Origin of the sequence: Gimesia benthica, assembly GCF_009720525.1 — a bacterium.
Classification (GTDB): Bacteria; Planctomycetota; Planctomycetia; order Planctomycetales; family Planctomycetaceae; genus Gimesia; species Gimesia benthica.
The window spans coordinates 2,898,584-2,922,561 of the sequence record NZ_CP043930.1 but is presented as its reverse complement, the minus strand read 5'-3'; the positions used below and the strand labels follow the sequence as shown (position 1 = coordinate 2,922,561).

Below are 23,978 nucleotides of genomic sequence, written 5' to 3'. Positions count from 1 at the left end.
GTTTTGGAATCTAACTGTCTATGACAATTATTCTGGCGGAAAATATCTCTTTTTTACCCAGACAGGAACACCTTTCAATCTCCGTTTTGATTGACTATGCTGGCTGATCAATGTGGTAAGTTAAAACTATTTAAAGCTTTCTGTAGAGTGTCTGATTCATGCGTAAACCTCTGGTCGTGCTGAATATTGTCGGGTTGACCCATGAAATGCTGGGAGAACGAACGCCCAACTTGTCTCGCCTCGCCAGGCAAGGGTTTTCGCGCCCCATGGGGACTGTATTACCTGCGGTGACTTGTTCTGCTCAGTCGACCCTGTTGACCGGGTTGATGCCGCGCGATCATGGCATCGTGGCGAATGGCTGGTATTTCCGCGATCTGGCCGAGGTCATGTTCTGGAAACAGTCGAATAAACTCGTTCGGGGGAACGGATCTACGAAGCAGCTAAAAAACGAGCCCCCGATTACACCACAGCGAAAATGTTCTGGTGGTATAACATGTATGCTCCGGTAGAGTGGTCGGTTACGCCTCGCCCCAGTTATCCTGCGGATGGCAGAAAGGTATTCGACTCCTACAGCCAGCCCGCGTCACTCAAGGATGAACTGCAGTCTGACCTGGGCGTTTTTCCCTTACTCCGCTTCTGGGGCCCCGGTGCGGATATCTCCAGTTCCCGATGGATTGTAGATGCCTCTATCAAAGTATTTCGGGAGAAGCAACCAGACCTGAATCTGGTTTACCTGCCTCACCTGGACTACAACCTGCAGCGTCTGGGCGTATCGGATCCCGCTATCGATCAGGATATTCGCGACATCGATCACGAAGCGGGACGTCTGATAGACGTCGCTCAAAACGCAGGCGCTGACGTAGTGGTGCTGTCCGAATATGCCATTACGGATGTTGCTCAGCCGGTGCACATAAACCGCATATTAAGGGAACACGGCTGGCTTCAAGTCAGACAGGAAGCCCTGGGTTGGGAAACCATGGACTGCGGTGCCTCACCTGCCTTTGCTGTCGCCGATCATCAACTGGCACACGTTTACGTGCAAAAGCCTGAGGATGTAACACAAGTCAAAGCACTACTCGAAAAAATCGACGGCATCGAGATGATCCTCGATCGAGGACAACAGGCCGAATTTGGAATCGACCATGAACGTTCGGGTGAACTGGTCGTCGTGGCGGCTACCGGCAGTTGGTTCACTTACTATTTCTGGCTGGATGACCGGCTCGCCCCCGATTACGCACGGACCGTCGATATTCATCGCAAACCGGGTTACGATCCTGTGGAACTGTTTATCGACCCGGAAATCAAATTCCCCAAACTTCGTCTGGCCCGTCGTCTCGCCAGGAAGAAACTCGGATTTCGCTACTACATGGATCTGACCAGCCTGGATGCGACGCTGGTGAAGGGGAGCCACGGTCGTCTGCCGACACCGGGGCGGGAGGACGCGGAAGCGCCTGTCTTTATCAGCTCTTCCAAGGCCATCGAGCAGGATGAAATCCCCATGACCGCAGTCAAAGATCTGCTGCTCAAACTTCAGTTTGGTGAGTAATTCACCAACAAAAGGCGGTCTGCTTCCTGTTTTCACAGGGGCAAGACGGCTCTGCATCAGTCACCTGCGAAAACTTCGCCGCTATCCTTTCTAAAGTCGCCAGGTTGACAAAAAAGGCATTGACTCAAATCAGCGTTCTGATGATGATTCCGCGGCTGAAGTTCTCTTCAGATCACGTTGACTGAACTGGATTTATCACTTCGTCTGAAACGCGCGATCAATGTCATATCATTTAATCAATACAATTCAAAAATTGGGTCATCCGAAAATCCTCGTCTTGGGAGACCTGATTCTGGACCGCTATACCTGGGGAGATGCCGAACGGATCAGCCAGGAAGCACCGGTGATTCTATTGCGGGAAGATACCCAGGAAGTCCGCCTGGGCGGAGCCGCCAACGTAGCCAACATGTTGATCGGTCTGGAAGCGGAAGTAACCATGGCCGGGGTGACAGGCACCGATCTGGATGGCGTTGTGATCCGGGAAGCCCTCGAAAAGCGGGGCGTTGACTGCTCGGCCATCATCGCTGATGCGAGTCGACCCACAACGGTTAAGCAGCGGTTCATCGGACGGGCGCAGCAGCGTCATCCGCACCAGATTCTACGTGTCGATCGGGAAGTGAATACGCCCCTGGATGCGACCGCTTCCGAACAGTTACTCAACGTAATCCTGCCTTTAATTCCCGAACAACAGGCGATCCTGGTCAGCGATTATGCCAAAGGTGTTTGTACTCCGGACGTGCTGGCTTGTGTGATTCAGGCAGCCCGCAAGGCAAATGTGCCCGTGATTGCAGATCCCTGTCCGGGCCGCGATTATCAGATCTACTCGGGTGCCACAGCGATCACACCGAACCGACTCGAAACATCCCGGGCGGTCGAATTTGAAATTGAAAACGAATCCGATGCCTTTCGTGCAGGCAAACTGCTGTGCGAACAGTTGAACCTGGACTTTGTCTTTGTGACGCTCGACAGTGATGGCATCGCTTTAACACAAGCCGATGGTGCAACAGAACTGCTGCCGACCCGCAAACGGGAAGTTTATGACATCACCGGTGCCGGAGATATGGTGCTGGCGACAATCGGTGTCGGCAGTGCCGCTGGAATTGCCCCCGCGGACCTTGCCCGCCTGGCGAATGTGGCCGGCGGTCTGGAAGTCGAACAGATTGGCGTCGTCACGATCAGTCGCGAAGAAATGCTGGCCGACCTGCTCATGGGGGCTCGCGCGACAAGTGAAAAAGTACTCTCGCTGGAAGAGCTCAAACGGCACGTTTCGGCCCGGCAGAAACTGGGACAGAAAGTCGTCCTGACCAACGGCTGTTTCGATGTCATGCACGTGGGGCACGTTTCCTACTTGGAACAGGCGGCCGCCGAAGGGGACTGCCTGATCGTCGCACTCAACAGTGATACAAGCGTACGCTCTCTGAATAAGGCACCGGATCGACCGATCTTCGGACAGGAACATCGTGCATTGATGCTGGCGGCCCTGGAAGGGATCGACTATGTCGTCATCTTCGATGAGTCGACGCCCTGCGAACTGATCAATGAACTCAAACCCGATTTACTCGTCAAAGGTGGCACTTACTCGAAAGAGGAAATTGTCGGCTGGGAACTGGTCGAAGCCTACGGCGGGGAAGTCAAAGCACTGGGAATTACCCCGGGCATTTCCACCACACAGATTCTGGGCATTATCCGCGGTGAAGCCGCCGGGCAGCCCGATATCCTGCCTCTCCATCAACCTATCGAGCCTCCGAAACGAAAAGCCGGATGAAAATTGCAGTCTTTCTACCCAACTGGATCGGAGACGCCGTCATGGCGACCTCCGCCTTACGGGCATTGCGTGATGAGTTTCACAACGCGGAAATTACAGCGATTCAGAAGCCATACGTGGCTGAAGTCCTCAATGGACTCGATCTGGTCGATCACTCCCTCGCCAGCGGCAATGAGAAAAGTCTGAAATCACAGTTCCAGTTGCTGAGTCAACTCAGACGCGAACGCTTCGATCTGGCCGTGCTGTTTCCCAATTCCTTTCGCAGTGCCTGTCTCAGCTTTCTGGCGGGGATCCCCAGGCGTGTGGGCATTCAGCGGGATGGGCGGGGCTGGCTCTTGACCGATGCACTTCCGGCCGGGGATCGTCAGGTTCCTCATCCGGCGATCGATGAATACCTGCGGATCGTCGCGCATATCATTGGTACAGAGCAAGCTGATTCAAAACCGGGTTCCGGACTGTCGCGGAAAATGGAACTGGCTGTGACCGACGCCGATCGTCAGCGCTGGTCAAGCTTCTGGAATAAACAGTCAGCGGAGCTTCAACGTCATCCACTGATCTGTCTGAATCCAGGTGGCGCGTTCGGCGCTGCCAAACACTGGCCGGTCGCGAATTTCGCGGAACTCGCAAGCCGCCTGGCCACGGACTTACAGCGTTCGGTGCTGGTGGTCTGTGGACCCGCTGAAAAAGAGGAAGCCCTGCAGATCGTCGCGCAGGCAAAGCATCCCCTGGTGACTTCGCTGGCGGATGAACCGTTACATCTGGGGCTCACGAAGGCCGCGATTCAACAGGCCGAGTTACTGGTGACCACCGATTCCGGTCCCCGTCACTTCGCAGCTCCGTTCGATGTGCCTGTGGTGACGCTGTTCGGTCCCACACATATCATGTGGAGTGAAACGTTTTACGAACGGGGACAACACCTCCAGCTTGCGATGGACTGCGGTCCCTGTCAGCAGCGGGTCTGTCCCCTGGGGCACCATCGCTGTATGAAAGACTTATCCGCCAATCAGGTCTTTGAAGCAGTCGTTTCTCTACTGGAACAACAGCAGACCAAAGCCGCATAGATACTTCTTAAGCGGCCAGGGAAGCGTTCTGAGCAGCCTCTGTCGTATCTGCTCCCTCTGACTGGCTCATCCGGTTTTCGCGTGCCCGGCTTTCAAAATAGGCCATCTGCCACGCCATCAACGGGAGAATTCCCAGCGGTAAAATCGCCGGTGACCAGGCAGCGACCGGCAGCAGGACGCGTTCCACTGCACCCATTCCCAGAGGGACGAGTAACAGCCAGGCTGTCAGAGCGAGTCCACGGTAGCAACGTTCCTGCATACTCACGATCAGCGCCCAACTGGCGATGGGGGCGGCCAGCAGAAACGTCAAACGCTCGGTACCAGGGCCAACGAGTAGCTGCCAGCAGACCCAGGTGGTCAAGACTCCGGTGAAATACGCTTCTTTCGAGGTGGCGATGCGGGCCAGACGCAGACACCACAACAGCGCCAGTCCGGCCATTCCTAACTGCAGAAGTGTGTAGACCCGATCGTCAATGTAGGTCCCGAAGTTCTCGGCAATCGTGTAAGCATCCCGCAATCCCGCCTGTCTGAGTGTACGATACGGGCCGGTGAGCAGGTCATACCAGTTCTGGTACTGCTGAACGACGACCGGCAAGGGGCGTGTCAAAAACGGGGGCAGCACCAGCACCGCACAGGCGGTGGCAAAGCGGGGACCCAGCTGAAACGGAAATCGAGCCATCAACAGTAACGCCAGCGCAGCCGGCCAGAGCTTGATATGCACGGCGGCAGCCAGGATGAAAGCGGCTCCCCACCAGCGCTCTTTTTTGAGACAGACGACCGCCAGCGCCGCCAGGGCAAAGACGAGGGCATTACTCTGGGCTGACCAGATCGCGCGCGTACAGCCGACCAAACAGAGGATCAGAAAGCCGGCTTCCTGCATTCGTGTCCATGAGCCGGGGAAGATTTCCTTAACCAACAGTCGCAGCGCACAGACCAGCAGTCCGATATTCAAAGCGGACCAGAAAATCCCCCCGACGGTCGGAGGAAAAACTGCGAAAGCTGAGAATGCCACCGCAAATGTGGGGCTATAGCGAAACCCGGTACTGTAGGCTTCATTATCATACAGGTTCCGGTCGGACCACCAGTTGATCGAAGAGTCTGCAAAGCAGGGATAAACCGATTTCCGTTCGGGTTGAACAATGAATTTCACACTCACCACGACCCACAATACGGCCCATAAGATCAGCGCCCGCTTCAGCCAGATGGCTCCGGAAGTGGCTTCGACCTGGGGAGATTTAAAATAGAGTGGGTTATCGGGCAATTGATTCATGTCAGGCCTGAGGAATCGGTGCCTTACATGCGAAGACAGGCATGCTAAGACGGGGGGAGATCATGCAGGAAAAACGACGCCCCCGCTTGTATTGCTTTTCGCCAGACAGGGCAAGATCAATCAGCGGTTCCCGCCTGTTCTGTAGAGTGTTTCATCTGATTTTTGAGCTTTGAGAAGAAATGCCTGCGGTGTTCCCGGGGCAGATTTTCAATCGCTGCACGTATACAGATGACTTGTAGCGAAAGGGGCAGGGGGAGCCCCTCATTGAGTGGCTGAATCGCCAGTCGGTCCAGCATGCAGATCAGCGATTTTTCCAACGAAGCACAGCGACGGATTCCCACCGGATCGATCAGCCACAGCGCGGGCACACTCTGCCCTGATTCACCCGGCTTGAGAACAATGTTTTCCAGCTTGAGGTCCCGGTGCCGCAACTGCGCATCAGCCAGGCGACGTACAATCGACCCCAGTTCCCGCGCGATGGGGTAGAGCTCTGACTTGGATTCCAGAGCGACTGATTTGAAGACCTCGTAAACCGTCGTCCCCTCAATATAAGGCATTTCCAGCTGATAATACGGACCGGAACGATACAGGGGTGTCGCCGGCTGAGGTGTGTTAACGCCTGCCTGCAGCAGTCGCCAGGCACCTGTCACCTGGCGTTGCGGCTGTGACTGACCAAAGAGGGACTTCCAGCGGAGCTTCCAGTCGCGGGGCCAGCGTTTGACTGTAGTCAATCCGCGTCCCTGAATATCGAGCAGCCAGACGGAACGTAAGTCTTCTTCTTTGAGACAGCGAATGATTGTATAGGGAACGCTGTCATCAAATAACGAGAAGTGGTGTAGTGCTGCGGGAGGGGATTCAGACAATTTTACCCTGGCATCTCATGATTTCGATGATTGCCCTTTTCCAGATTACAGTTTCCTGCCAAACTCGTGGCAAGCTTTCAGGAAAAGGCATAATTGATCATAATAGTATTCACATCGATCAGGATTCCTCTTTTAACAGGATCGCGCGCGGTTGACAATCTTGATGTTTGCTCGACCTTCCTGTGAAACATAGACCATTCTTACTGAAGTTTAAAAGCCAGCTTTATGTCGTTATCGGTTATCGTCATTGTTAAAAACGAAGAATCTACGATTCGCGAGTGCCTGGCGTCGGTTGCCTGGGCAGATGAAATCATCGTCCTGGATTCCGGCAGTACTGACCAGACGGTGGCCATCTGCAAGGAATACACAGAGCACGTTTACGAAACCGACTGGCCCGGATTTGGACCTCAGAAGAACCGCGCACTCGATCATGCCACCAAAGAGTGGGTCCTGTCGATCGATGCTGACGAACGAATCTCTTACGACCTGCAGACCGAAATCAAACGCGTCATCCAGATGCCCAAACGCTACGATGCCTATTCCATGCCCCGCCGGTCCAACTACTGCGGGAGATACATGAAGCATAGTGGCTGGTGGCCCGATCATGTGGTGCGTCTCTTCCGCCGGGGCAAAGCCGAATTCAGCGACGATCTGGTCCATGAGCGGATTGTCGTGCAGGGCAAAGTAGGCAAACTCAAGGAACCCATCATTCACGAATCTCTGCTCACGCTGGAACAGATTCTGAATACGATGAATTCCTATTCTACCGCGGGTGCAAAAATGATGGCGGAAGAACGGCAGCAGGCCAGCCTGTGCAAGGCCATCTGTCACGGCACGTGGACCTTTATCCGCACCTACTTTCTGCGGGCCGGTTTTCTGGATGGGAAAGAAGGTTTCATGCTGGCGATTTCCAACGCGGAAGGCACCTACTATCGGTACCTGAAGCTGATGGTTCTCAACCGGGAAAAACAGGAAGAGCTCTGAAATTCCATGGCCGGACTTGCTGTCGTCATCACCACCTACAATTGGCCCACTGCCCTGGAAGCAGTGCTGGCAGGTTATTTGAGTCAGCAGCGTGCCCCGGATGAACTGCTCATTGCCGACGATGGTTCCCGAGACGAAACCCGGACGGTGATCGAAGCATTCCAGGCAACAGCGTCGTTCACCGTCAAACACATCTGGCACCCCGATGAAGGCTTCCGCGCAGGAGCAATTCGGAATCGGGCCATCGAAGCTGCCGAGGCCGACTACATCGTCTTCACCGACGGGGACTGCATTCCCGCCCCCTGGTTCCTGGCCCAACACGAACAGCACGCGGAGGCCGGCTGGTTCCTGTCGGGAAACCGGGTACTGCTGTCAGAGTCATTTTCAAAACGGGTACTCGAAGAGAATCTGCCCGTGGAAGTCTGGACCTGGGCGCAATGGTTCGCCGCCCGACGCAAGGGGAGTATCAACCGTCTGTTGCCTTTGTGCCGTCTGCCCCTGGGACGACACTACCGCCACCGTACTGCCCGGCAGTGGGAAGGTGCCAAGACCTGTAATCTCTCCGCCTGGAAGGCAGACCTGCTCGCCGTGAATGGTTTCGATGAAGACTACACCGGCTGGGGCATGGAAGATTCCGACCTCGTCCTGCGTCTGATCCGTAATGGAGTGTTTCACAAAGATGCCCGTTTTGCAGCCCCGGTATTTCACCTCTGGCACCCGGAGAATTCGCGGGATCAACTGGAAGAGAATCAGCGGCGACTCAAACAGTTGATCGAGACCGATCGCATTCAGGCCCGCATGGGGATCGCCCAGGCACGAACTGCCTGAACCTGAATCTCGTCTGCGCTGTTACGGCGTTTCTTTGCGAAATATTTCGACGAAGAAGGCACCCCGTGAGACGCCGTTCCCTTCATCCAGCCAGGTCTGCAGCTTCTTCTGTCCCTTTGTCAGGTCCAGGGTAAAGGTCGTGGAAAGATCGCCTTCATCGATGTCCTGCTGTTGTTTCTGATCGCCAATCTGGATCCGTGCGACACCTTTTTTCAGTGGATGATGGGCCGATTCCGGTCGGCAACGCAGGGTGATTTCATACGTGCCCGGTGCTTCTACATTCACAATCCAGAAGCCGTTGGCGATCGGGTTCTTCGCGATCTGCTGATGATTCCAGGGGACCTGCTGAATCGGGGCGTGCCAGTCGTGACAGGTCAGGTGGGCAGGGTTCTCAAACCGGGAACCGACGCCGATTGCCACGTATTCTGTGAAGCGGGGCTTCAGACTCTCCCACCACTTTTCGTATTCCGCAGACAGATACTTCACCACGCCGGGAAATTCGGAGGCAATGTTCTTGGTCTGCCCGGGATCGTGTTGAATGTCATACAGCTCCGTCTGGTTTACCAGTCGCCAGCGTTCGGTCATCACCGAGGATTTCCGCCACTTCTCCGGCGTCTCAATCCGTTGCGAGTGGACGATCAGAGTCCGATTTCGTAACGCGTCTTTCTTCCCCTTGAGGATGGGCACCAGGCTGGTGCCGTCCAGCTTGAGTTCGCTGGAAATCGTCAGGTGACAGAGTTCGGCCAGAGTGGGCAGGATGTCGATATGAGCCGAGAGCTGGGTGATATCCCGCCCCCCGTCCAGTTTGCCGGCCGGCCAGCGAATGTAACAGGGAACGCGATGTCCACCGTCGTATTCTGAACCCTTCGTACCCCGCATGCCTGCGTTAAAACCGGGCCACGATTCCAGCACGATCGGTTTGCCTTTGGAAAGTCGTCGCTGCTGTTTCTTGGAAAGGTCTTCCGGCTGGGGACGTTTAAAACCGGCTGCGGTTCCGTTATCGGTCATGAAGATCAGGATCGTGTTCTCATCGAGTCCCCAATCTTTGAGACGTCGTTCCAGCAGCCCCATGTTTTCATCGATGTTGGTGATCATGCCGTAAAAGGCAGCCATCTGCTTTGATACCCCTTTACGCTCGTAAGGATCGCTGTATTTGGGATCAACCAGGTACGGACTGTGAGGGGCATTGGTCGAGATATAAGCAAAGAACGGTTCCGACTTGTTCATCTCGATGAAGTTCAGCGCTTCCTGGAACCAGATGTCCGTGCAATAGCCTTTGAACTTTTCCGGCTTGCCGTTCCGCAGATAGGTGTCGTCGAAGTAATCGTTCTGCCAGTAGTCCGGGGTCTGTGTGACTCCCCCACCACCATGCTGCACGACGGTTTCAAATCCCTGGTCCTGGGGACGCAGCGGATAATTGTCACCGAGGTGCCATTTCCCGAACATGCCGGTCTTGTAGCCGTTACTCTGCATTACTTCAGCCAGGGTAACCTCGTTGGTATTCATCAGCGAGCGACCCATGATCGTATGCCAGACGCCGGTCCGCGTGGAGTAATGTCCGGTCATCAAAGCAGAGCGGGTCGGCGCACAGGTCGGGTCGACATGGAAGTTGGTCAGACGCAGACTCTGGCGATACAGTTGATCCAGGTTCGGCGTCTGGATCATCTTGTTCCCATGCGCGGCGATATCCCCGTATCCCTGATCATCTGTGATGACCAGAACAACGTTCGGCTTTCTGGTATTGGTACTGTCAGCGCGACAGTCGGTGAAGGTGACCAGTAGCAGCAATGTGCAGGTCACAAGCTGAAAAATCGCTCGCATAGGGTGCTCGTTGAGGTCTCTCTGTTCGGAAAGTCATTCAGATATAAATCGATTTAGTGCGAATAGCCCGCTCCTATTTTAACTGGCACCGTGAGAGATGGGTAGCAATAATTTAACATGTCTTAGATTTCAACTCCCGTTAGAGGGTTTATGTTGGTTGTACTGTCCCGATTCCCGCCACCAAGGCCAAAAAGGACGCCGGGCGATCATTTCCTTTTGATTCCCCAGTTCGCTATGATGGGCCGGAATTAAATCAAAGAACCTGAAAGGTCTACGACCGGGAGCGTCCGCCGGGTCGGTTTGATATCAATATTCTCTGATGACTGAAAAGAGCTATGGAAGCTGGTATTGTTGGCCTGCCGAATGTAGGTAAATCAACGTTATTCAACGCCTTAACGGCGGCGGGGATCGCAAGCGAGAACTATCCCTTCTGTACGATTGAACCCAACGTGGGAATCGTCAACGTCCCCGATCCGCGGCTGAATATCATTCATAAATACATTACCACCGACAAAGTCATCCCCGCCATTCTCAGGCTGGTCGACATTGCCGGTATCGTCCGGGGGGCCTCCGAAGGAGAGGGGCTGGGAAACAAGTTCCTCTCTCATATTCGCAACGTAGATGCCATTCTGCACGTGGTCCGCTGTTTCGAGAACAGCGACGTGATCCACGTCGAAGGCAAGGTCGACCCGATCAGCGACATCGAAACCATCGATATGGAACTGATGCTGGCTGACATGCAGACTGTCGACTCGGCGAAAGACAAGGCCGCCAAGACCGCCCGCTCCGGGAATGCCGAAGCCAAAATGCGACTGGCCGTCCTGGAAAGCTGTGCCGCATGGTTGGCGGAAGAAAAACCGCTCCGTGGTCTGACCTTCGACGATCCGGAAAAACAGAAACTCTTCAAGAGTTATCAGTTCCTTACCGCCAAGCAGGTCCTGTATCTGGCGAACGTGGATGAGGACGATCTCCAGGGCGAAAGTGAACTCGTACAGCGGGTACGGGCACGAGCCGAAGAAGAGGGGGGCGAAGTCGTCGTCGTCTGTGGTCGCCTCGAAGCCGAAATCGCGGAACTCGACGAAGCAGACCGCAACGAAATGCTCGAGAGCGTCGGTCTGGAAGAGCCGGCCCTCGCCGCAGTCGCACGTGCCGCCTATCGTACACTGGGTCTGCAGAGCTATTTCACCGCCGGGAAAATTGAAATCCGTGCCTGGACGATTCCCATCGGCGCGACCGGACCGAAGGCAGCCGGCGTGATCCACTCGGACTTCGAACGCGGATTCATCCGGGCGGAAATCTTCTCCGTGGCTGACCTCGAACAGTACCAGTCGGAAAAAGCGATCCGTGAGGCCGGTAAGCTTCGCGTGGAAGGCAAAGAATATGTGATGCAGGATGGCGATATCTGTCACTTCCTGTTCAACGTCTAAATTTCCAGGACTCGTCTCGTCCGAACGGAGGAATCTCTGTGCTGAGGTGACGAAATCCTGTGAAATGAGAGAACTCCCGTTGCGGTCGACTTGTCCTGTTACAGGTTCCGGTCAGGATTGCCGCAGGTGAAGGCAGGGACATACACAATTGAAACGCTAACATTCGAGAAGAAGTATCATGAGTCTCTTTCGACCACAGGTTCAGCAGATGGAAGGTTACACTCCCGGGGAACAGCCCCAGGAGTCCGGCTGGGTCAAACTGAACACAAACGAAAACGCTTATCCTCCCTCGCCACGCGTCCTCGAGGCAGTGCAGCAGACACTGTCAGGTCGGTTGAATATCTACCCCGATCCGCTGGCAACCGAGTTTCGTAAAGTCGCTGCAGAACTGTTCGACGTCGATCCCGACTGGATCCTGCCCGGCAACGGGAGCGATGAAGTTCTGACGATTCTGATGCGAACCTTTGTCGATGCCGGCGAACTGGTATCGGCTCCTTATCCCAGCTACACGCTGTATGAAACGCTGGCTGAGATCCAGGGCGCCCGCTTTCAGAAGATTCAACTCAATCACGACTGGAGCTGGCCCGACGCCACACAGAATCAAATCGGCGATAGTAAGATTCTGTTCGTTCCCAACCCGAATGCCCCCTCGGGCAATCGCTGGTCCGACGAGCAACTGCTCTCACTGATTCCTGCCCGGGGAGTGCTCGTCCTCGACGAAGCCTACGGTGATTTCTGTGATCAGCCGCACCAGGGAGAACTGCTCAAATCGGAGCAGGGCGAGAAGCTGATCATGACCCGCACCCTGAGTAAGTCCTATAGCCTGGCAGGCATCCGTTTTGGCTTCGCCGTCGCGCATCCCGATCTGATCAGCGGCATGCGGAAAGTCAAAGACAGTTACAACTGTAACACCCTCTCCCTGGCTGCAGCGACCGCAGCCCTCAAGGATCAGGAGTGGATGCAGGAAAATACCGCGAAGGTCCGCACCACCCGCCGCTACCTCGTCGAACAACTCCGCAAGCTGGGCTTTGAAGCGGTCGACAGCCAGACGAATTTTGTCTGGTGTACACACGCCGACAAACAGCACGAACGGCGTTACCAGGAACTCAAGCAGCGGAAGATTCTCGTGCGTTACATGAAGTTTTCTCTGACGGAGGGAACTCTGGACGGCTTGCGGATCACCGTCGGCACCGATGCCGAGATTCAACACGTGCTGGATGCACTGCAGGAGATCGGCTGAGCGACTGTTAAAACAGGCACAGCTTTACTTTCACTGAGGTGCGATTAAAACGGTTATGCATTTCCCGCCGTTCCCCCACCGGGGAATTAGCGGCAGGCAGGCCTGTCTCTCTGAAGCATTTTGGTGAATCGTCTGCCACACGGTAAACTTTGATAAACGACCCACTTAATCCCTTTAGACATGAACTGACAGAGATGAGCCGCAAAGCATCGATCAAACGTGAAACAGCCGAAACCCAGATTGAACTCACCCTGGAACTGGATGGTACCGGCCAGTCCGATATCCAGACCGGCGTCGGTTTCTTCGACCACATGCTGACCCTGCTGGCCCGCCACGCTTTGTTCGATCTGACAATCAAAGCGAACGGCGATCTGGAAGTCGACTATCATCACACGGTCGAGGATGTCGGGATCTGTCTGGGCAAAGCACTCTGCCAGGCACTCGGCGACAAGCAGGGCATCACCCGTTACGGATCGCTGACGATTCCCATGGAAGAGACCCTGGTCACCGCGGCCCTCGACTTGAGTGGGCGTCCCTGGTTTGTCTTTCAGGTCGAGTTCCCCACCGAAAAAATCGGGCAGTTCGATACCGAACTCGTCCGCGAATTCTGGCAGGCGTTCTCTTCCAACGGTCTGCTCAACCTGCATCACGTTCTGCATCATGGTGCGAACAGCCATCACATTTCGGAAGGCATTTTCAAAGGCACTGCGCGAGCACTGCGGCAGGCAGTCAGCATTGATCCGCGTCAACAGGGAGTGCCTTCTTCCAAAGGCGTACTCTAAAAGTATCGCCGTTTTTCATTCAGACACACCAGCTTTTCGGGAACGATTTCATAAGTCGTTGCCGTTTCGTTTGGGAGTGTGAATGTCAATCTTCGGTAAGATGGTGTAGCGGAAAAAAGCGAATTTTTTTTTCACATGGTTTTTCTTCTCATCTTTGTTGACTCTCTGTGAAGAAAAGTTAATCTGAGAATTAGCACCCGACAACTGATGTAATTCATTCTGATTTCTGCTGAAATCAAAACACAATTACTGATCGGGCATGTTTAAGAAAAACGATAAACAATAAGCCATTCCGAATGAGACTGTCTTCAGTCGATACCTTTTTTTGATACTTGAACCCACTAAGATTTTTCTACTTTAAGAATTACTCTTAACCAGGTTGAGGTGTTACTTCACTCATCGTACTTCTGTTTCGCTTTCGTGTGTTTCAGGTCTATGGACCTTCATAACTGCGGTCGCGTTCTAGACATTGATGAGTATTTGCAAAGGTCAGACAGACAGGTTTGACTTCGGGGAGGCCAATGTGATTCAACAGGGAAACTCCCGAAAAAGAGACCGCTTGTGCCAATACGGATGGCGACTTGGGTTATTTTGACTGCCGAAAAATATGGCCAGATGTGTCAGCGGCAGCCTAGGACTTAATGGCTCTGTACGGATTTTGAGTAAGTTGGTTGGTAGTCAAATCTATTGTGATTGAAGCTCACAATTTTTCATTTCGGGAGTTTCCTTTTTCTTTTGCTCAGGCTGCGGCCTGATCTCCCGACGCCACTTCGTAAAGCAGGGCGTTCTTCTCTTTACCGACCAGGTTGATCGCACCCGTGTTGCGCAGGCAGTACGCCATCTTCTGTGCCAGCCACCGCTGAATGCCCGCTGCTTTCGCCAGATCCTTCGTATGAAAGGGGCTCGGCAGTTTACCGGGAATCAGATTCAAAAGGTCGCCGGCCGTATTCAATTCGATCTGTTCTTCAACCGAACGTAAGACGCGATCTTCGATCCGGTAATCTTTGCCCCGAAAGCGACGCGGCTTTTTGGCGATGCGGTGTTCTTCCTGAATCGTGAGCGCGACTTCCAGTGTCAGCCGTGGATGCGGAAACACATTCGTGAAATGCACCAGGTCTTCAAACAGGTCAAACACCGAACCCCGCCGCGGGCTGAACCGGGCCGAGATGGTCTCGCCGTTCTTTTTCTTGCGCTTGACCAGGTACTTGCGGACGGCAATTGGTTTGACCACATGCACGTCGTAATCTTCCAGCAGACAGCGTACCTTATCCCGAATCGCACCCAGGGAACCGTGCTGAATTTCAATCAGCCGATCACCGTCGATGGCATCAATGCGGTAATCGCCCAGCGTGACTTCTTCGCACTCCGCATTGGGAGCGTAATACGATTTCAATTGACGATGCAGGGAGGTTTCCATACCAGTTGCATGTTCTGGAGAGTTGGGATTGTCTGTACAGGAAGTGTGCTCGGGGTCGTAATGTTATGGCAGTTATCAAATTGTGTCTATAGGAATCATTTCCCATAAAAAAAGGCCGCTGATCGGCAGTGATCAGCGGCCTGAAGTTTTATTAAAGTCGAAAACGACCGGATATCAGGAATCGATAATGCTCAGACGTCCGGTGCTGTCACCAAAGGCGGTCACGTCTGTGCCCATCCGATCCAGCATCGAGAGATACAGGTTCGCCAGCGGCGTTTCGGTTTTGACCTGATGATGGAAGCCGGTCTTAATCGTTCCGCCCCCTTTACCCGCCAGGATGATTGGCAGATCGTGGTGTGTGTGACGGTTTCCGTCGCCGATGGCACTGCCGTAGCAGATCATCGAGTTGTCCAGCAGATTGCTGTTTCCTTCGGGAGTCGCTTTCAGACGCTTCAGGAAATAACCAAACTGCGAAATCAGATATTCATCGATCTTCTGAATATCGGCGATCTTCTTCTCATCATTACGATGGTGCGACAGTGCATGGTGACCGGAGTTGACGCCTACCATTGGATACGTCCGGTTGCTACCGGCATTCCCCACCATGAAAGTGGCGATGCGGGTGGAATCGGTCTGGAACGCCAGCAACAGGATGTCGTACATCAGGCGGGCATGTTCCTGCAGTTCGGTGGGGATTCCATCCGGCAGCCGCATTTCGGGCGGTTTGATCTTTTCATGCTGTGTGCTGCGTTCAATCCGCTGTTCGATTTCACGCACACTGGTGAAGTATTCGTCAATCTTCCGCTTGTCGTTTTTGCCCAGCTGCTTCTTCAGCTGATCAGCGTCGTGCTTGACGAGGTCCAGAATACTCTGGCGATCCTTCAGGTGACGGGCACGTTCTTTTTCCCGCTCAGCACCGCCGCCAAACAGACGTTCGAATGCCAGTTTGGGCACGATCTCTTTCGAGGTCGGCGTAGAAGGCGAACGCCAGGAGACGTTGGACGAGTAAGCACAGCTGTAACCCGAGTCGCACTGGCCGGCGTTACGACCGCGCGTCAGACCCAGTTCCAGCGAAGGCAGGCGTGTCTTGTGACCTACCTGCTGTGCGGCGACCTGGTCGACCGAGATACCGGCTTTAATGTCGGCACCACTGGTCTTGGTCGGGTGCACGCTGGTCAGGTAAACCGAAGCACAACGGGCATGGTCACCCGGGCCATCACCCAGAGCACGGGCATTGATCTGGGCCAGCCCCGAAATTACATTGATGTCCGACTTCAGATCGGCCAGCGGCTTCAGTGACTGGGGCATTTCATAATCGGCACCAGCTGAGGTCGGGAACCAGGATGGTCCGATCACGCCATTCGGGAAGAAGATGAACGCGGTTCTCACCGGTGGTTTTCCCGCAGTGGTAGCGGCTGACAGAATGCCGGGCTGAGGCTGCATGATATCCAGCAGCGGCAGCGACAGTGTCGTTCCGAGACCTTTCAGGAATGTACGGCGTTTTAGAAGATTTGTCATTTTCGAGAACCTTTCTCACGTTTCAGGAAGGGATCGCTGAGAACAATTTCGGTGACGAGCTCCGAAAAACGATACCCTTTGGCGGTAAAATTCGCGGTGATCGCATCGATGGCACATTTATCGTAATACTCAGTGCCTCGACCAATGGCGTACGTCAACATCTTCTCTGTTAAAGATCGGCAGAATCCGTCTTTCTGCTGTTCCAGAATCCCGATTAATTCTACGGGGCTCTCAAATGTCTGACCATCGGGTAATTTACCCGAGGCATCAATTTTATGCTGACCTTCTTTGGTGCGCCAGCGACCGACTGCATCGAAGTTTTCAAAGCCCAGGCCTAATGGATCCATCTGATCATGACAGGACGCACAGCCGGGAATCTTGCGGTGCAGAGCCAGCTGTTCACGCAGGCTCATGTTCTTTTTGCCCTCGGTCGCTTCTTCCAGCTCAGGCACATTCGGCGGAGGTGTCGGGGGGGGGGTTCCCAGAATATTTTCCATAATCCATTTACCCCGTTTAACCGGAGAAGTTCGCCCCGGGTTTGAAGTCAGCGTCAGAATACTGGCCTGGGTAATCAGACCGGCCCGTCGGGATTTGTCCAGACTGACCTTCTGAAACTTTTCCCCTTTCACTTTGTCATTACCGTAAAACTTCGCCAGGTTTTCATTCATGAAGGTGTAGTCAGCATTGATGAATTCCACCACGCTGCGATCTTCCCGCATGATGTAAGCGAAGAACTCTTCGGTCTCCTGACGCATGTCTGCTTTGAGTTGCGAGTTGAAGCCCCGGAACTTCCGGGGATCGGGATTCAGTTCATCCAGGTTTCGCAGGTTCAACCACTGACCAGCGAAGTTTTCCACAAACGCTTTCGATTTGGGATCGGCCAGCATACGCTTGATTTCCATACGCAGCGTGCGGGGATCGTCCAGTCGTCCCTGTCCGGCCAGGCTGAACAGTCGCTCGTCGGGCATGGTGCTCCACAGGAAGTAAGACAGCCGCGAAGCCAGCTCGTATTGAGCCACATTCTCGATGCTGTACGATTCATCTGCTGAATCCTGCAGTCCCTCAATGCGGAACAGGAAGTGGGGGGAAACCAGAACCGCCTGGATGCCGACCTGCACACCCTGCTCAAACGTCCGACCCGATTCCACAGTTGCGTTGACCAGTTCCACGATCGGCTTCATCTCGTTTCGAGAAACAGGCCGACGGAAGGCTTTCTCCATGAACGGTTTGAAAATCCGCTCGGCACAGTAACGTTCTGAGCGACCTTTCTCCGGCGTGCAGGTGATGATCTGGTGATGCGAAGCAGGCACGTTATCGGGCAGTTTACCCATCGGTCCCCGCACCGCGACTTCATTCACGTACAGGTTCCGGTCCCGTTTGTTGGCTGGACCATCGGGATCGTAAAAATCATTGAGGAACGAGATTTCCAGTTCATGCTTTCCTTTGGGCAGCTTGATCGCCTTGGGCGGCATGTATTTCTCGGGAGAATTCCGGTCCGCTGCCACTTCAAACGTTTTCAGCGGCTTACCGTCCAGTTTGACTTCCATCTTGGCCGCTTCATCTCCAGCTGGTGTCGAACCGGCAATGATGCGGATTTCGTATTCGCCATCCTGTTGCAGATTCAAGGACGCTTTCAGCGTACCCCGCGAATGGAACCCGGCGCCACTCTTGCGAACCGTGACAGCACCTTCTTTTTTAAACTGCTTGTCCGAAATTTTGTTCCAGGGATAGCTGTCCGGTGTATTCGCGAAGATTGCTTTCTCGGAAATCTGCTCAGCGGCATCGAGATATTTTTCCATCAACAGCGGCGGCAGTGAGAGGACGTCGCCAATGTTATCAAAGCCGTAGCCAACATCGTCCGAAGGAAAGTTTTCGGCAGGCGAGAAGTCCACGCCGACCAGGTCCCGGATTGTATTGTTGTATTCATTGCGGTTCAGACGACGAATCGTCACACGACCGGGGTTGATGTCTCCCGAACAGTCAACGCCGTACAACGCGTCATCGAACCAGGCGAGAACATCTTCGCGTTCCTGGTCAGTCGGCAGCTCGCCGGCATCCTTGGGAGGCATCGATTGAATCTGAATTCGCTGGACGATCTTTTCCCACTCTTCACGCTTCTCCAGAATACTGGTCCGCGTGGTGAACTTCTCCAGCGCCAGCCCGGCTTCTGATCCCTGACCCGTGTGACAGTCCAGACAGTACTTACTGATGAACTGTTTGACTTTCGTGTTGAACAGCTTTTCCGACTTCTCGACACTCGACACTTCGGCCTGCAGCGTGTTGACAGAGAAAACGCACAACAGACCACAGACAGCGAAACAGATTTCTCGCGGGGAGCAGGGGAGGGGAATTCGAGTTAACGTGGGCAACAATCGCATTCAATTAAAACCTTCAGGCGGGAAACTCAGACGTTGATCAAACAGATCGCTCCAGATCGAAGGCAAGGAGCACTGCGTCAGCACACGATCAGTCTGAGGGAGGATATAAGTTGGCAGGAATCTCTACATATAGCGTAACCTGCCGAGAGACCATTTTGCAAGATCAGTCCTCGTCAGATCTCCTGCTGACAGGCGATTTTATCATCTGCAAACCGCCTGTTATATATTGTACTCATCGACACCCTGATGCGTTTCAATATTTTTGGTTCTTAAGTTATTCATGGTAACTTAACGAAACCGGTGATCATGGTCCTGCTGGTCGTTGACAGGCGGTTCTGCTCCCTGCATTCTAGGTTATTCCAGTCCACTGCACCGGCAGTCACTTTTCCTGAAAAAAATAGCCTGAGAAAGCATTCTGGTACTGAACTGATGAATCTGCGCGCGATCATTAGAGTTAGTGTCCTGTCCAGGTCGATCCTCTGCTGCCTGCTCCTGTTGATGAGCGGGTGTGCTGCGGAATCAATTGAAGATTATCCCGATCGACCCATCACCGTCATCTGCCCCTGGTCAGTCGGAGGTGCCACCGATCGCACTTCGCGACAACTGGCGGTCTTCCTTGAACAGGAACTCAAAGTTCCCGTCAACGTCATCAACGCCACCGGCGGACGCGGCGTAACCGGACACAGTCGCGGCCTGAATGCCCGTCCCGACGGTTATACGGTGGCCATCATCACCGGCGAACTCAACATGCTGCACTGGCAGGATCTGACCTCGCTGACCTGGCACGATGCAGAACCCATCATGTCGCTCGTCGATGGGGCAGGGGCCGTGTTCGTCAAACAGGATTCTCAATTCAAAACCATCAAGGAACTCCGCGACTTTGTGGAACAGAATCCCGGCAAGCTGACGGCAACCGGAACCGCAGCCGGGGGGATCTGGCATCTGGCACTGGCCGGCTGGCTCGACTTCTGTGGACTTAACGCCAGCGATATCAAATGGATTCCCATGAACGGTGCCGGCCCTTCATTGCAGGAACTGGCCAGTGGCGGTGTGGACCTCGTCTGCTGCAGCCTGCCTGAAGCCAAGACCTTATATGAGTCCGGTCAGGTCCGCTGCCTGGGAGTCATGGCCGAAGAGCCACTGGCGGAATTTCCGGATGTTCCCACCTTCGCCTCTCAGGGCATGGACTGGAACATCTCCGGCTGGAACGGACTGGCGGTTCCCAAAGGCACGCCCGCACCCATTGTCGAGAAGATCTCCACCGCGGTCAAAAAAATCACCGACGGCGAAATTACCGTGCAGGGCAAAACCTTTCCTGAATCGATGCGGGACGCCGGCCTGAGTACCCGCTACCGCGCCAATGACGAATTCGCTGTCTTCCTGGAGGAGAACGACGAAACGCTGGGCAAGCTGCTGACCAGCGATGCCTTCAAGAAGATGTCTTCCCGAGGGACGGGGCCACTGGTCTTCCCCGGACTTTTGGCGATTGCCATGTGTGTCATTCTTGGTTGCCTGGCTGTGCAGAAGAAAGTTCACGCACTGGCCCCCGATGTCTCCAAGGATACGGTCACGTCACAGGGCATCGTCAATACCGCGCTGGTGCTGCTGGGGATCGTGGCCTATCAATTGTTCGCCGAACAACTGGGCTTCCTGCTGACAGCGGGGGCCATTATGTTCCTGCTGCTCTGGAAACTGGGAACCCGCTGGTGGATCAGTGCCCTGATCACAGTCTGCCTGATTCCCGGCATCTATACCCTGTTTGCCAACCTGCTTCGCGTTCCGCTGCCACGCGGCGTCCTGGGCTGGTAACGCTGCTACATATCGTTTTGAATTCTGTCTCCTTCTCTGGCGCTCTGAAGAAACATCATGGAATCGACATTCATTACCGCGATACAGAATATAGCAACTCCCGAAGTCCTGCTGGTGATCTTTCTCTCGGCCGTCTATGGTCTGTTTGTGGGATCCATCCCGGGACTGACGGCGACCATGGCTGTCGCGCTGCTGATCCCGTTGACGTTCTATCTGGATAACCTCTCCGCCATCGCCGCGATTGTGACGCTCGAAGCCTGCAGCATCTTTGCCGGAGACATACCCACCACGCTGGTCCGCATACCGGGGACCCCCTCTTCAGCCGCCTATACCGACGACGCCTATGCGCTCACCCGCCGCGGACTGCACGAGACTTCGCTCGGCATCTCACTGGTATTCAGTGTGTTCGGCGGCCTGTTCGGGGCACTCGTGCTGATCTTCGCTGCCCCGCAGCTGGCGAAAATCGCGTTTCAGTTTACCACCTACGAATATTTCTGGCTCTATGTGCTCGGCCTGAGCTGTGCCGCCATTGTCTCGACCGGCTCCCGCCTCAAAGGCGCACTGGCGCTGATGATCGGCCTGATGTTCGCGACCGTCGGCTTGAGTGAAGTTCACAGCATGCCCCGCTTCACCTTCGGCTTCGATGAACTCTTTACCGGCATCAACTTCATTCCCGCGATGATCGGACTGTTTGGTCTCTCGGAAGTCTTCCGCAATACGCTGACCTCAAAGACCTACGAAGCTGCGGAAAAACTGCAGTCAGCAGTTAAAGAAGAAGATGACCATTCACTGCTCAGACATTTGAAGCCGGTCTTCGGCGGCGTGCTGCCCCAGTTCTGGAAGCGAAAATTCAGCTGGCTCCGTTCGAGCTGCATCGGTTCCACCATCGGCATGATTCCCGGCGCGGGAGCCGACATCGCGGCCTGGATTTCGTACGCGGTCTCCAAGAAGTTCTCGAACACACCCGAGGAGTACGGTAAAGGTTCCCTCGATGCCGTCGGTGATGCCACCAGTGCAAACAACTCGGCACTCGCCGGTGCCTGGATTCCCGCCCTGGTATTGGGGATCCCCGGCGATTCGGTCACCGCGATTGTGATCGGCGTCCTCTTAATGAAGAACATCACCCCCGGTCCGGAGATCTTTCAGAACACCGAGCAGCTGGTGCTCGTGCATGGCATCTATCTCACGTTTATCATCGCCAACCTGCTGCTGATCCCGCTCGGCTTCCTGGCGATTCGCAGCGGTTCACAACTGGTCCGCATCCCCCGCCGCATTCTGATGCCCATGATTCTGATGTTCTGCGTTGTCGGTGCCTACTCGATCAACGGGAGTTACTTCGACGTCTGGGTCATGCTCGGCATGGGCATGCTCGGGTTCGTGCTCGAAGTTTTCGATGTTCCCCTCGGTCCGGTCGTGCTTGGAATCATCCTCGGGGGACAACTGGAACAGTCGTTCGTCCAGAACCTGACTAAAGACGACAGCCTGCTTTCTTTCTTCAATCGTCCCATCTCCGCAGGACTGGGACTGTTCTGCATCGCGCTCTGGCTGGTACCGGTCATCATGCCTCTCATCCGCAAGAAGTCCGCCACAACCTGAGGTCTCATTCACCCGATTCAGCAGGTTGCGCTTTCAGTAGTTGACCTGCCCGCGCGAGTCCCAGACCGATAAACGCGAACGTCGGCAGCAGCAGCGGCATCAGGAAGCGTTCCCCGGCAGCGATCGGCAGATACCAGGCGAACGCCAGCCAGAACAACACGAGCCAGATCAGATACAATCGCCGCGCCGGTCCGGACTCGGTCAGCAGTCCCGTCAGTAGAAACGGAAGCAGCAGCACGCCAAAGAACAGTCGTCCCTCATGGAAAGGGAAGGGACCCAGGCTGCGGAGAAAAATAAAAACCTGCCACGCCAGTCCTTTGACTTCCCGCTTGATCATCTGCGCGAGGGAATGCGTCTGCCAGTAGTGACGGACCGCATTCCCCAGCGATCCCCGTTCCTCGATCAACGCGTGTGGTTCCGTGAATTCATCTTCAAAGAGCAGATACGAATTCGCATTGAATGTCGGGCTGCCATACACCCGCGCATTGCGAACCAGCAGGGGGGCCGCGATCACAAAAAAGCTTCCCACTACCAGTGCCAGGCTGAGTAGCGCCTGTTTCCAGGAGAGCCGACCCACACGCGGTTCCGTTTCCGATTCAGTCGTCTCCGCTTTGAATCGGGCAGGGAGACACCGTCGCCAGTCGACCGCATACGAAAGTCGCCAGCACAGCACTCCCAACAGTAGCAGCAGTGCCGTCCCCTTGGTCAACCAGGCCAGAGCCAGTAGCAGACCGATGCCGACCCAGAGAAACCGTGGACGCGTTTCAGAGGTCCCTTCAGTGGGGACACGCAACACAACCAGCCACAAGCCAGCGACAATCAACAGCAGCAGGGCTTCACAGACCACCTGGCCTGTCAGTCGGCACCAGGCGGCATTGACGGCCAGTTGAAGTCCTGTCAGTCCTCCCACCAGGTTTCCGTAGCGACGCGCGATTCCAAATGCGAACAGTAATAAAGCCGCCAGCCCCAGCATCGCCGAGAGACGTTTTCCCGCTTCGTAATCGGGCAGGTACGAGAGGATTGCAACATAGAGCGGGTGCTGGTTCGCCTCGGTATACTCACCCGCAAACAGCTGCTGCAGTAATACAGACGGACCGCCCGCTTCCTGCACATCCCGGGCCTGGGTCAGAAACGCCGCCTGATCATTGCCTTCCGGCAGCGGTTGGTCAGGCAGCAGATTCAGCATGATGACAAAATAGACAATCAACGAAAACGAAAGCAGCAGACTACCGCTCCAGTGATCCAACTGTTGCCAGGGCGCAGACAGTCGTTTCAGAAATCGCTCGAGGACCGGCAGAATTGCTTCCCAGAAATAATTCGTAGCCAGGCAGCCGGCGATACCCATCACGACCGCCAGCATGCAACAGGCAGCAGCGATCGTGGAGAGCGAGAAACTCGCCACCAGCATTGTTCCCTTGATTTCCACAATCTCCCAGAGTGCCAGGCCGGCGGCACAGGCGACTGCACCCGAGATGATGCGTGGCAGAACCGTGTTCATTGTCTGATTCAGCTTTCAGCAGGGAAGGTCAGAATGGGGTGATCAGGCGTCATCACCGCAGGAAACATCAATTCGGACTAGGCTTAACTGGCAGAATGGTCTATCTTTCGGTCTGATCATCATAACAGATTAACCGTGTTCTGAAATCACAGAATTGAATCGCAGATCCCCCCAT

The 23,978-nt window shown here is 54.7% G+C and carries 16 protein-coding genes and 1 pseudogene; 10 read left to right on the top strand and 7 right to left on the bottom strand.

Features of this window, described 5'->3' with window-relative positions:
- Nucleotides 1–158 precede the first annotated feature (158 nt).
- From F1728_RS11090 to waaF, 3 genes and pseudogenes are all read left to right on the top strand, one after another.
- Nucleotides 159–1,546, top strand: a pseudogene (locus tag F1728_RS11090) (alkaline phosphatase family protein).
- Nucleotides 1,547–1,766: 220 nt separating this feature from the next.
- Nucleotides 1,767–3,311 carry a PfkB family carbohydrate kinase gene (locus tag F1728_RS11085; RefSeq protein ID WP_155364159.1) on the top strand — a complete coding sequence of 515 codons (1,545 nt, stop codon included), beginning with the start codon at nt 1,767–1,769 and terminating at the stop codon, nt 3,309–3,311.
- Nucleotides 3,308–4,372 (top strand): lipopolysaccharide heptosyltransferase II, encoded by a 1,065-nt coding sequence (waaF, locus tag F1728_RS11080; protein WP_155364158.1) that lies wholly within the window; start codon nt 3,308–3,310, stop codon nt 4,370–4,372. Before F1728_RS11085 ends, waaF begins: the two co-directional genes overlap by 4 nt.
- A gap of 7 nt (nt 4,373–4,379) precedes the next feature.
- Here waaF and F1728_RS11075 read toward each other — a convergent pair whose 3' ends face one another.
- Together F1728_RS11075 and F1728_RS11070 are read right to left on the bottom strand one after the other, a co-directional pair.
- Nucleotides 4,380–5,642 (bottom strand): glycosyltransferase family 87 protein, encoded by a 1,263-nt coding sequence (locus F1728_RS11075; protein WP_155364157.1) that lies wholly within the window; start codon nt 5,640–5,642, stop codon nt 4,380–4,382.
- Nucleotides 5,643–5,758: 116 nt separating this feature from the next.
- Complete coding sequence (locus tag F1728_RS11070) at nt 5,759–6,505, bottom strand: BUD32 family EKC/KEOPS complex subunit (protein ID WP_155364156.1); 747 nt, start codon at nt 6,503–6,505, stop codon at nt 5,759–5,761.
- Between the two features lie 225 nt (nt 6,506–6,730).
- Between F1728_RS11070 and F1728_RS11065 the strand changes: the two genes are divergently transcribed.
- Both F1728_RS11065 and F1728_RS11060 read left to right on the top strand, forming a co-directional pair.
- Complete coding sequence (locus F1728_RS11065; RefSeq protein WP_155364155.1) at nt 6,731–7,489, top strand: glycosyltransferase family 2 protein; 759 nt, start codon at nt 6,731–6,733, stop codon at nt 7,487–7,489.
- A gap of 6 nt (nt 7,490–7,495) precedes the next feature.
- Nucleotides 7,496–8,317, top strand: a complete 822-nt coding sequence (locus F1728_RS11060) for a glycosyltransferase family 2 protein (RefSeq protein WP_155364154.1) — start codon at nt 7,496–7,498, stop codon at nt 8,315–8,317.
- 21 nt (nt 8,318–8,338) lie between these two features.
- Here F1728_RS11060 and F1728_RS11055 read toward each other — a convergent pair whose 3' ends face one another.
- Complete coding sequence (locus tag F1728_RS11055; RefSeq protein ID WP_155364153.1) at nt 8,339–10,138, bottom strand: arylsulfatase; 1,800 nt, start codon at nt 10,136–10,138, stop codon at nt 8,339–8,341.
- A gap of 335 nt (nt 10,139–10,473) precedes the next feature.
- On the opposite strand from F1728_RS11055, the gene ychF reads away from it, so the two are divergent.
- The 3 genes from ychF to hisB all read left to right on the top strand — a co-directional run bounded on the left by ychF (nt 10,474) and on the right by hisB (nt 13,587).
- The gene (ychF, locus tag F1728_RS11050; protein WP_155364152.1) at nt 10,474–11,565 is read left to right on the top strand and encodes a redox-regulated ATPase YchF; all 1,092 of its coding nucleotides are present in this window, start codon (nt 10,474–10,476) and stop codon (nt 11,563–11,565) included.
- A gap of 178 nt (nt 11,566–11,743) precedes the next feature.
- Nucleotides 11,744–12,805 carry a histidinol-phosphate transaminase gene (gene hisC / locus F1728_RS11045; protein WP_155364151.1) on the top strand — a complete coding sequence of 354 codons (1,062 nt, stop codon included), beginning with the start codon at nt 11,744–11,746 and terminating at the stop codon, nt 12,803–12,805.
- Nucleotides 12,806–12,999: 194 nt separating this feature from the next.
- A complete protein-coding gene (gene hisB, locus F1728_RS11040) occupies nt 13,000–13,587 on the top strand; it encodes an imidazoleglycerol-phosphate dehydratase HisB (RefSeq protein WP_145036554.1) in 588 nt (195 codons plus the stop codon).
- Nucleotides 13,588–14,326: 739 nt separating this feature from the next.
- On the opposite strand, the gene F1728_RS11035 is transcribed toward hisB, so the two are convergent.
- The 3 genes from F1728_RS11035 to F1728_RS11025 form a co-directional block, all read right to left on the bottom strand.
- Entirely contained in the window at nt 14,327–15,004 is a 678-nt protein-coding gene (locus F1728_RS11035; protein WP_145036556.1) for a hypothetical protein, read from the bottom strand.
- Between the two features lie 174 nt (nt 15,005–15,178).
- The gene (locus F1728_RS11030; RefSeq protein ID WP_155364150.1) at nt 15,179–16,522 is read right to left on the bottom strand and encodes a DUF1552 domain-containing protein; all 1,344 of its coding nucleotides are present in this window, start codon (nt 16,520–16,522) and stop codon (nt 15,179–15,181) included.
- On the bottom strand, nt 16,519–18,900 hold the full coding sequence (locus F1728_RS11025) for a DUF1592 domain-containing protein (protein WP_155364149.1): 2,382 nt from the start codon (nt 18,898–18,900) through the stop codon (nt 16,519–16,521). Before F1728_RS11025 ends, F1728_RS11030 begins: the two co-directional genes overlap by 4 nt.
- Nucleotides 18,901–19,329: 429 nt before the next feature.
- Between F1728_RS11025 and F1728_RS11020 the strand changes: the two genes are divergently transcribed.
- Nucleotides 19,330–20,709, top strand: a complete 1,380-nt coding sequence (locus tag F1728_RS11020; RefSeq protein ID WP_194242775.1) for a tripartite tricarboxylate transporter substrate-binding protein — start codon at nt 19,330–19,332, stop codon at nt 20,707–20,709.
- 57 nt (nt 20,710–20,766) lie between these two features.
- Nucleotides 20,767–22,305, top strand: coding sequence for a tripartite tricarboxylate transporter permease (locus tag F1728_RS11015; protein ID WP_155364147.1), 1,539 nt, complete (start codon nt 20,767–20,769; stop codon nt 22,303–22,305).
- A gap of 4 nt (nt 22,306–22,309) precedes the next feature.
- Here the strand turns inward: F1728_RS11015 and F1728_RS11010 are convergent, their stop codons facing one another.
- The gene (locus F1728_RS11010) at nt 22,310–23,803 is read right to left on the bottom strand and encodes a hypothetical protein (RefSeq protein WP_155364146.1); all 1,494 of its coding nucleotides are present in this window, start codon (nt 23,801–23,803) and stop codon (nt 22,310–22,312) included.
- Between the last annotated feature and the right edge of the window lie 175 nt (nt 23,804–23,978).